General features: G+C 45.8%; 9 protein-coding genes, 1 riboswitch and 1 other annotated feature. All 9 genes read right to left on the minus strand.

Translation table 11 applies throughout. The features are described 5' to 3' along the window. Positions 1-66 precede the first annotated feature (66 nt). The 9 genes from hisIE to tet(35) all read right to left on the minus strand — a co-directional run bounded on the left by hisIE (position 67) and on the right by tet(35) (position 9,214). Positions 67-702, minus strand: coding sequence for a bifunctional phosphoribosyl-AMP cyclohydrolase/phosphoribosyl-ATP diphosphatase HisIE (gene hisIE, locus R7Z77_RS02245; protein WP_033905093.1), 636 nt, complete (start codon positions 700-702; stop codon positions 67-69). Then, positions 699-1,472, minus strand: a complete 774-nt coding sequence (gene hisF / locus R7Z77_RS02250; protein WP_004749837.1) for an imidazole glycerol phosphate synthase subunit HisF — start codon at positions 1,470-1,472, stop codon at positions 699-701. The genes hisIE and hisF overlap by 4 nt, the downstream gene beginning before the upstream one ends. Then, positions 1,454-2,191, minus strand: coding sequence for a 1-(5-phosphoribosyl)-5-[(5-phosphoribosylamino)methylideneamino]imidazole-4-carboxamide isomerase (gene hisA, locus R7Z77_RS02255; RefSeq protein WP_033905092.1), 738 nt, complete (start codon positions 2,189-2,191; stop codon positions 1,454-1,456). The genes hisF and hisA overlap by 19 nt, the downstream gene beginning before the upstream one ends. 12 nt (positions 2,192-2,203) lie before the next feature. Further along, complete coding sequence (hisH, locus tag R7Z77_RS02260; RefSeq protein ID WP_033905091.1) at positions 2,204-2,818, minus strand: imidazole glycerol phosphate synthase subunit HisH; 615 nt, start codon at positions 2,816-2,818, stop codon at positions 2,204-2,206. Between the two features lie 26 nt (positions 2,819-2,844). Continuing rightward, positions 2,845-3,918 (minus strand): bifunctional histidinol-phosphatase/imidazoleglycerol-phosphate dehydratase HisB, encoded by a 1,074-nt coding sequence (gene hisB, locus R7Z77_RS02265; protein WP_033905090.1) that lies wholly within the window; start codon positions 3,916-3,918, stop codon positions 2,845-2,847. A 69-nt stretch (positions 3,919-3,987) separates the two neighbouring features. Then, positions 3,988-5,028, minus strand: a complete 1,041-nt coding sequence (gene hisC / locus R7Z77_RS02270) for a histidinol-phosphate transaminase (RefSeq protein ID WP_064376953.1) — start codon at positions 5,026-5,028, stop codon at positions 3,988-3,990. Between the two features lie 12 nt (positions 5,029-5,040). Continuing rightward, positions 5,041-6,339 (minus strand): histidinol dehydrogenase, encoded by a 1,299-nt coding sequence (hisD, locus tag R7Z77_RS02275; protein ID WP_064376954.1) that lies wholly within the window; start codon positions 6,337-6,339, stop codon positions 5,041-5,043. Positions 6,340-6,344: 5 nt separating this feature from the next. After that, positions 6,345-7,241: an ATP phosphoribosyltransferase gene (gene hisG, locus R7Z77_RS02280; protein WP_005378180.1), complete on the minus strand. Its 897-nt coding sequence runs from the start codon at positions 7,239-7,241 to the stop codon at positions 6,345-6,347. A 53-nt stretch (positions 7,242-7,294) separates the two neighbouring features. After that, positions 7,295-7,432 (minus strand) — a sequence feature (His leader region). Between the two features lie 180 nt (positions 7,433-7,612). Then, positions 7,613-9,214, minus strand: coding sequence for a tetracycline efflux Na+/H+ antiporter family transporter Tet(35) (gene tet(35) / locus R7Z77_RS02285; protein WP_064376956.1), 1,602 nt, complete (start codon positions 9,212-9,214; stop codon positions 7,613-7,615). Positions 9,215-9,323: 109 nt separating this feature from the next. After that, a riboswitch (Lysine riboswitch) is annotated at positions 9,324-9,506 on the minus strand. Between the last annotated feature and the right edge of the window lie 206 nt (positions 9,507-9,712).

Consider the following 9,712-nt stretch of genomic DNA (forward strand, 5'->3'; position numbering starts at 1 on the left):
AATCAAGAACACTAAAGTAAAAAGCCCCTAGGCTCGAGAGCATAGGGGCTTTCACTTATCGCAAGCTTACTTATGACGCTCTTTCAGTTTATTCACTACGTCATTCATCGATAAGCCTTGGTCTTGAAGCAATACCATTAAGTGGTAAATCAAATCTGCTGATTCACACACTAACTCCGACTTATCGCCCGACGTCGCCGCAAGCGCGACTTCAACGCCTTCTTCGCCCACTTTTTGCGAAATACGCTTGGTGCCACGGGCATAAAGACTGGCAGTATAAGAGGAATCTGGGTCGGCACTCTTGCGGGCAGCCAGTAACTGCTCAAGTTGATGAAGCCACACCATTTGTGACTCCTCTTGAGGGTCCACATCCCAGCAAGTTGTGTTACCCAGGTGACACGTAGGGCCAATGGGATTAACTTTCACCAGTAGCGTATCGTTGTCGCAATCGAGCTGCATGTTCACCAATTGCAATACGTTGCCAGAAGTCTCACCTTTCGTCCAAAGACGTTGCTTGGTGCGAGAGAAGAACGTCACTTGACCTGTTTCACCCGTTTTTGCCAACGCATCTTGGTTCATGTAACCCATCATCAGCACTTGGCTTGATTGGAAATCTTGTACGATGGCAGGTACCAGACCATCCACCTTTTCCCAGTTGATTCGCTCAGCTAGCGAACTTACTTCGGCGGCTTTCACACTCATAGTCGTACCTCAATGCCTTGTTGTTTCAAATACTGCTTTAGTTCACCAATATTGATGACTTGCTTGTGGAATACCGATGCGGCAAGCGCGCCATCCACATTTGCTTTTTGGTAGGCTTCTGCGAAGTGCTCCATGGCACCAGCACCACCCGATGCAATCAATGGCACGTTACACACTTCACGCACCATATTAAGTTGTTCAATATCGTAGCCGTTACGCACGCCGTCTTGGTTCATCATGTTCAGTACGATTTCACCAGCGCCGCGTTTTTGTACTTCTTGCACCCAATCACGCGTTTCCCATTGAGTTGCTTTGGTGCGTTCTTCATCACCGGTAAACTGGTAAACCTGATACTTACCTGTCTCTTTGTCGTAGTATGAATCGATACCAACGACGATACATTGCACACCAAACTTATCAGCAAGGTCAGTAATCAGTTGCGGGTTCGCCAATGCAGGTGAGTTGATGGACACTTTGTCTGCACCAAACTCAAGAATGCGCGCTGCATCTTCCGCTGATTTAATACCACCAGCCACACAGAAAGGAATATCAATCACTTCTGCAACGCGAGCGACCCAACTTTTATCGACGACACGACCATCACTTGAAGCGGTAATATCGTAGAACACAAGCTCGTCTGCGCCTTCTTCTGCATAACGCTGTGCCAGAGGAACGATATCGCCAATAATTTCATGGTTACGGAACTGAACGCCCTTTACCACTTGTCCATCACGAACATCAAGACATGGAATTATTCGCTTTGCCAACATGCAAACGCCTCCTCTGCTGTGAACTTACCATCTAACAGTGCACGACCAACAATCACACCAGCCACACCGCTGCCTTTTAGCGCTTCGATATCTGCTAATGAGCCAATGCCACCTGAAGATTGAAACTGCACTTGTGGGTACTGTTTGCATAGGTCAACGTAAAGCTCTACGTTTGAGCCTTCTAGCGTACCGTCACGAGAAATGTCCGTACAAAGCACGTGCTGCAAACCTACCGTTAGGTAATCGTTGATCAGAGCTTCGATAGTCACGCCTGAGTCTTCTTGCCAACCAGAGATCGCCACTTTACGCGTGCCGTCTTGATCGATGTTGATGTCTAGCGCGAGAACGATTTTCTCTGCGCCGTATTTTTCCATCCAACATTTCACAAGCTCTGGCTGTTTTACTGCTGTAGAACCAACAACAACACGCTGAGCACCAGCTTCTAGCAGGTCAATCACGTCTTGCTCTGTACGTACGCCGCCACCGATTTGGATGTTCGCTGGCGTGCTTGCTAGTAGCTTTGCAATCAAATCAAGCTGGCGTGCTGTCGTGTCTTTCGCGCCAGTTAAATCCACCAAGTGCAGCCAGTTAGCACCCGCTTGGTGGTACAAGTTGAACTGCTCTGCTGGGTCGACTTTGTACTCGGTTACTTGGCCGTAATCACCTTGATAAAGGCGAACCACCTGTCCTTCAATTAAATCAAGAGCTGGAATAATCACACTAAATCCCTTTTATAATTCTAAGAAGTTTTGAATAAGCTTCGCGCCCGCTTTTGAAGAACGCTCAGGGTGGAATTGCACGCCGTAGTAGTTACCGCTTTGTACTGCTGCTGTGAACGGGTTGCCGTACTCGCATTCCGCAATCGTGTAATCCCCAACAGGCATTGCAAAGCTGTGCACGAAGTAGAAGTACTCACCTTCTTCAATACCTTTGAAAAGTGGATTACCTGCTTTTGCAGACACTGTATTCCAACCCATGTGCGGCAGCGGTAAATCGCCGGTTTGTAGCAACTTCACTTCGCCATCACAAAGTCCAAGACACTCAACCAACTCGTCGGCTTTCTGCCCTTTCTCTTGAGACACTTTGCCCAACAGTTGCATGCCTAAACAGATACCTAGCAATGGCTTTTCTACCTGTTTTACCAAGCTGATAAGATCGCGCTCTTCTAGATTCTTCATCGCTTCGCTGGCGGTTCCCACGCCTGGTAGGAATAGCTTATCTGCCGACAATACAACTTGCGGATCTTTTGAAATAGTTACGTCATAGCCTAGGCGTTTAATAGCAAACTTCACCGAAGAGACGTTGGCACAGCCAGTATCGATAATGACAACTTTCTGTTCTGTCACTGTTTTTCTCCTTGCTAAAGTTAGCCTTAAAGCACGCCTTTACTACTTGGTAGCTCAGTGCCTTCTACTTTGATTGCTTGGCGCAAAGTACGACCAAACGCTTTAAACAAGCTTTCAATGATGTGGTGATCATTGTTGCCCGCAGAAGACAGGTGCAGCGTACACGCTAATGTGTCAGTCAGAGAACGGAAGAAGTGAACCACCATCTCTGTTGAAAGATCACCCACTTGCTCACGGCTGAATTGCGCGTCGAACTTAAGGTAAGGACGACCTGATAGGTCTAGTGCGCATTGCGCCAAACACTCATCCATTGGCAAACTAAAGCCAAAGCGACCAATACCACGCTTGTCACCCAGTGCTTCTTTCAACGCTTGACCCAACGCAAGAGCGGTATCTTCTACTGTGTGGTGATCATCAATGTGCAGGTCACCTTCTACTTTGCACACCATCTGGAACCCGCCGTGTGTCGCGATTTGATCCAGCATGTGGTCGAAGAAGCCAAGACCAGTAGAGATGTCATTGCCGCCTTGTTCGTCAAGATTAACGAATACTTTGATGTCCGTTTCTTTTGTGGTGCGAACCACTTCAGCAACGCGTGCCTTCACCGTGAGATCTTTCAGGATCTGTTTCCAACCCATGGTTTCTGGGTTGTATTGAATGCCACGAATTGCCATGTTTTCTGCAAGTTGAAGATCAGTTTGACGATCGCCAATCACAACAGAATTTTGGAAATCCACTTTGCCACCTTGAAGGTACTCTTTTACCAAGCCCAATTTAGGCTTACGGCAAGAGCAGTTATCTTCATCAAAGTGAGGACAAATCAGCACATCATCAAACTTCACACCTTGAGATTCAAAGATCTCCATCATCATGTTGTGTGGTGCATCAAAATCTTCTTGTGGGTAGCTGTCGGTACCCAAACCATCTTGGTTCGTGACCATCACTAGACGGTATCCTGCATCCTGCAACGACAACAGGCTTGGGATAACAAATGGCTCTAGCTTTAGTTTGTCTAAACGGTCTACTTGAAAATCAATCGGCGGCTCGACAATTAAGGTGCCATCACGATCAATAAAAAGGATTTTTTGTTGTTTGCTCACTCGAACTTCCTTATTGCTATTCTTTTGGCGCTCCCGCTATTGAGCGAGAGCGATAAATTCTGTCTCTATTTATGCGTAGTAGTTTCTGATAAATCCAAGCGTTTTTTCGCACTCGTCACGGTTACCCACACTGATACGCACACAATTTTCAATTGGCGAGTTACGCAAAATAATGCCCGTATCCCAAGCCGCTTTGAAAAGGTCATCGCCATCTGGGAATTTCACCAATAGGTAGTTCCCCCACCCTTCAAACACTTCCAAGCCCGGAATCATTGAAAGGCCAACTTGCAAGTAAGCACGGTTTGCATTCAAATCGAGAACTTGAAACTTCGCTCGCGCTAAACCAGCTTCCGAAAGCGCCTGAGTCGCAATTTCTGCCACTGGAACTGGGACTGGGTAAGGTGCGATAACTTTAAGAAGTACATTAATCAGCTCTTCGTTCGCAAGCGTAAATCCACAACGCAGACCTGCAAGCGCAAAAGCTTTCGACAGAGTACGCAGAATTGCAAGGTTCGGGTATTGCGCCAGCAAATCTACCGTTGACGCTTCTGGACAAAAATCAATATACGCTTCATCCATCACCACGATTGCACGGTCTTTTGTCATCTCAAGCAGAGAGACAATATCTTCACGCTTAACTAAGTTACCTGTTGGATTGTTTGGCGAACATACAAAAACCAGTTTCACGTTATCCAGATTGGCTTCGATACCTGCAAGGTCTAGTTGCCAATCTGACGCTAGCGGCACAGTTTTTCTCTCTACACCAATGGTTTCTGCACTAATGGCGTACATACCGTAAGTTGGTGGACAGTAAAGAATCGCATCTTCGCCCGGCTCACAGAATGCACGAATTAATAACTCAATACCTTCGTCTGCGCCGCGAGAAGTCAGTGTTTGTTCTGGTTTCACACCCGCATAGGCTGCGTAAGCAGAAATCAGTTCTTTCGGCTGACATTCGTTGTAACGATTGAGACGAGCAAAGTCTGTTTTGTATTCATTGTTAAATGGTGATTCGTTGGCATTTAGCCATACGTCACCCGTACCACCGATTCGGCGAGCCGACATATAAGGGGTAAGCTGTTGGACTTGTTTACGCGCTAGCTTTTCCATCTCATTACTCTCTTATTCTTTCTTACTTGCTAATTTTTCTACGCGGATAGTAACAGCACGTTTGTGAGCGTCCAGACCTTCTGCTTCAGCCATCGTGACTACCGTTGGTGCAAGGTTCTTTAAACCATCAGCAGAAAGCTCCTGAACCGTCATTCGTTTAGAGAAATCCGCCAAACCTAAGCTTGAATAAGTACGTGTGTAACCGTAAGTAGGAAGAACGTGGTTAGTCCCCGATGCGTAATCTCCCGCAGATTCAGGCGACCAATCCCCAAGGAAGATAGAGCCTGCATTATCAAGTAGAGGTAGAAGCTCACGAGGGTTCTTAGTCTGAACAACCAAGTGCTCAGGACCGTAGTAATTGGAAATAGAAACTGACTGCGTCATCGACTCGGAAATAATGATCAAGCTTGATGCCAGAGCCTTTTCTGCGATGTCTGCACGAAATAGCTCCTTAAGCTGACGTTGAACCGCATCCGTCACTTGATCAGCAATCACAGGAGAAGGAGTCACAAGTACCACTTGAGAATCAGGACCGTGTTCTGCTTGGCTCAAAAGATCCGCAGCGATGAAGTCTGCATCTGCGGTTTCATCTGCAATCACTAACACTTCTGATGGCCCTGCTGGCATATCAATCGCAGCACCGCGGAAATCATTGCTAACCTGTCGTTTTGCTTCGGTCACGTAAGCGTTGCCCGGACCAAAGATCTTATCTACTTTCGATACAGTCTCAGTGCCATAAGCCATTGCAGCAACTGCTTGGCCACCACCGACGTTGTACACTTCATCAATGCCACACAGTTTCGCGACATAAAGGATCTCATCAGCGATTGGCGGTGGAGAACAAAGAACGACTTTACGACAACCTGCAATTTTTGCAGGAACGCCGAGCATCAAAACAGTCGATGGCAAAGGCGCACTGCCACCAGGAATGTACAAACCCACTTTTTGAATTGGACGTGTTACTTGTTCACAAAGGACACCTGGCTGCGTTTCCACCTTGATCGGTTGCGGCTTTTGCGCTTTGTGGAACTTAGAAATATTGGCGTAAGCTTGCTCTAGTGCGCTCTTCATTGACTCTGACAAACGCTCTGACGCTGCCTTAATTTCCTGAGAAGAAACACGAATGGATTCAGGCTTAACACGGTCAAACTTTTCTGTCAGCTCAATAAGAGCAGAGTCACCTTCTTCTCGAACTTTAGCAATAACTTCGGCCACAGCAGTGGTGATATTGGCTCCTTCTGCAATAGCAGGGCGCTCCAAAATAGAGTCTTGCTGATTCTCACTTAATGATTGCCAAACGACTGTTCTCATGATGCTTACTCCATCATTTTTTCAATTGGTAGAACGAGAATTGAACTTGCGCCCAACTCTTTCAGCTGTTCCATTGTTTCCCAGAACAGGTTTTCAGAACTCACTAAGTGAACAGCCATTTTCTGCTTATCTGCAGAAAGAGGAAGAACAGTTGGGTCTTCAGCACCTGGCAGTAGTGCTTTAATTTGATCTAACTTCTCTGCTGGGGCGTGAAGCATAATGTACTTAGATTCTTTCGCTTGCTGCACGCCTTGCATGCGAGTTAACAGCTTTTCGATTAGCGCCACTTTGTCTGCGTCGAACTCACCTGTGCGTTGAATCAATGTCGCTTTTGATTTGAAGATAATTTCAGCTTCTTTAAGGCCGTTCGCTTCCAGTGTTGCACCTGTAGAAACCAAATCAGCGATAGCATCAGCGAGACCCGCGCGAGGGGCAACTTCTACAGAGCCTGTCAGCATACATGTAGAGAATGGAACGCCGGCTTCATCCATGTACGCTTTTAGAAGTTGAGGATACGTTGTAGCAATACGCTTGCCAGCTAAGTCTTGTGGACCGTTGTACTCTTCGTCCTTGTCGATTGCGATAGATAAACGACAGCCACCAAAATCAAGTCGACGAAGCTGAACAAACTCGCAGGGTTCACCTAATGCTTTGCGGTCAAGGCGAACTTCTTCTAGTTCATTTTCGCCAATAAAGCCAAGGTCAACCACGCCATCCATAATTAAACCTGGGATGTCGTCGTCACGAACCAAGAGTAAATCAATTGGCATATTTTCAGAATGGACAACTAAACGCTCGCCCATTACGTTGAACTTTACGCCGCACTGTTTTAGTAGAGCTTGACTCTCTTTGCTAAGACGACCTTTTTTCTGAATTGCGATTCTTAAACGTTGTGTTTGCATTGCTTTGTCCCTATGCAAGATTTTGATATCTAAGTATTTTTCAAACTAATAAAACTAAAAAACCCTCGGGAGATTGAAGTCTCCCGAGGGTTTAAAATCTGCTTTTACTTTGATTTTACCTCCGGGAGTTTCCTGCCTCCCGGGTATGCGTACATCGCCCGAAAGACTAGATTGGGTGATGATGGTGATGAATGTTAATTACAAAATTACGCATACTTATTTCAAGGCTCTTCTCATTTGCTTTGTTACCAACCACACTAACCAAGCTGATTACTTTTTTCAACCCTTAATTTTAAAAAAATTCGAATTGTATAATACAAATAAAAAAGGAGGCCGAAGCCTCCTACAATTTCACTTTTTAAATCAGTGAATTACGCACTCTGGCAAGACGCTATTTTAGACTTTGAAAGCCATGACAAAATAGCGCAAACGATAACGAATGTTATCGACGCTGCAATGAACGAGAACGCTATTGAAGCAGTCATACCAAGGGCAATAAAGCCGACGCATGAAACAAGCGCGACTGATAATGCATAAGGTAGCTGTGTTGATACGTGATCAATGTGGTTACAACGTGCACCCGTCGATGACAAGATAGTCGTATCTGAGATTGGTGAACAATGGTCACCGAATACCGCACCAGCTAAAACCGCACTCAGCATCGGTAGCATTAGCGCTACGTCTGTTGCGCTAGCCATGTCACCCGCGATTGGTAACATGATACCGAACGTACCCCATGAAGTACCTGTTGAGAACGCCATCAGGCCAGACAACAAGAATAGGATAACTGGTAGCCAGTGCGGGTTAATGTTGCCCTGCGCCATTGTCGAAAGGTAAGTACCAGTCTTCATATCACCGATAACAGAACCAATGGTCCAGGCAAATACTAAGATTAGAATCGCACCAAACATAGACTTAGCACCAATCCAAAGTGTACGTGCGATCTCAGCCATTGGTAGACCTTGCTTCACAACAGTAAACAGTGCAACTGCTAAGCCAAGCAAGCTACCGTAGATTAGTGATGTACCTACATCTGTATTTTCAAAAGCACCAAGAAGCGCAAACTCCTTACCATCAGCAGCCAATGCTTGGCCACCCGTGTAAAGCATTGAAGCGATAGTCGCGATAATAAGCGTCACGATAGGAAGTATCAAATCTGACACTTTACCCTTTTCACTTTCACGGATATCTAGCTCTTCGTTTAGGTCATGCGCTTCTTGCGAGTCATTTTCTTTGTCTTTATCAAAGCCACGACCTTGCGATGCAGAGATTTCATGCTCACGCATTTTACCAATATCAAGACCAAACCACGCAACAGCGAACACCATTAGCAGCGCAAAAACGGCGTAGAAGTTCATTGGAATAAGACGAACATATGCGCCAAGAGCCGAATACTCTGTGATCCCATGTGAGACTAAGATCCCGCCAATAATAGTAATAATGTAAGCACCCCAGCTAGAAGCAGGCATAATTACACACATTGGAGCAGCGGTTGAGTCTAGAATGTACGCAAGCTTAGCGCGAGACACATAAAAGCGATCGGTTACTGGGCGAGAGATCGCACCAACAGCAAGGCTATTAAAGTAATCATCGACAAAAATGAATACGCCTAAAAAGGCGGCAAGAAGTTTGGAGCCGCGTTTACTCTTCACTCGAGATTGTGCCCATTCAGCAAAAGCACGAGTACCGCCAGATAGCGTTAATAAAGCTGTTGTCATACCTAATAAGATTAGGAAACCAACAATGCTCATGTTCCAAGTGTTAATTCCGCCATCTTCAATAAAGACAGAAGAAACTTGAGAACTGACGTAACCTGCGGTGTCGCTGATAGACCAGCTATTAAGTAGCACCGCACCTAGCACGATACCTACACCCAAGGAAACTAATACACGTCGAGTCAAAATCGCCAAAGTCAAAGCGACAATAGGTGGCAATAATGAAACAGGAGAACTAGAAAAATCTATTAAATTCATGATCTTCAAAAACCAAAGTTTGGCTAGAGATCTACTGCAGACAAGTCACGTAGCATACGATACGTGCTCATGTTGAACTTAGCGACAGGGAAGCGAACACTCCACCCAACCCTACAGTAGCGCTCCATAGTTTAATGTGAATATATACTATGGCAGTGTTGTTCCTTTCAGATACAACCCCAGCAAGTAACTTTGATGAGTTACTTACTTCGGCAATCTTCGCCTTCCACTATTATTCATTGGCATCACCCCAATAATAGCTACTCTTCGAGACCGCGCCTCTACGGCAACAACAAACAATTAACCACTAACTGTACAAATTAACAACAAATTGTCTGCAATATTGCATCAGGTGGCAGCCATTGTACTTATGATGAGAGTCAATGCAACACATCAAACCCCGATTTCAGATAATAAGTGCGACATTCATGGAAAGGTGTAGAAGAGGAAGCCAACTGCTGAAAGTGGTACGCTCTTCTCGCCAAAGAAACAAGCAGT

It is taken from the genome of Vibrio sp. 1401 (genome assembly GCF_033340295.1).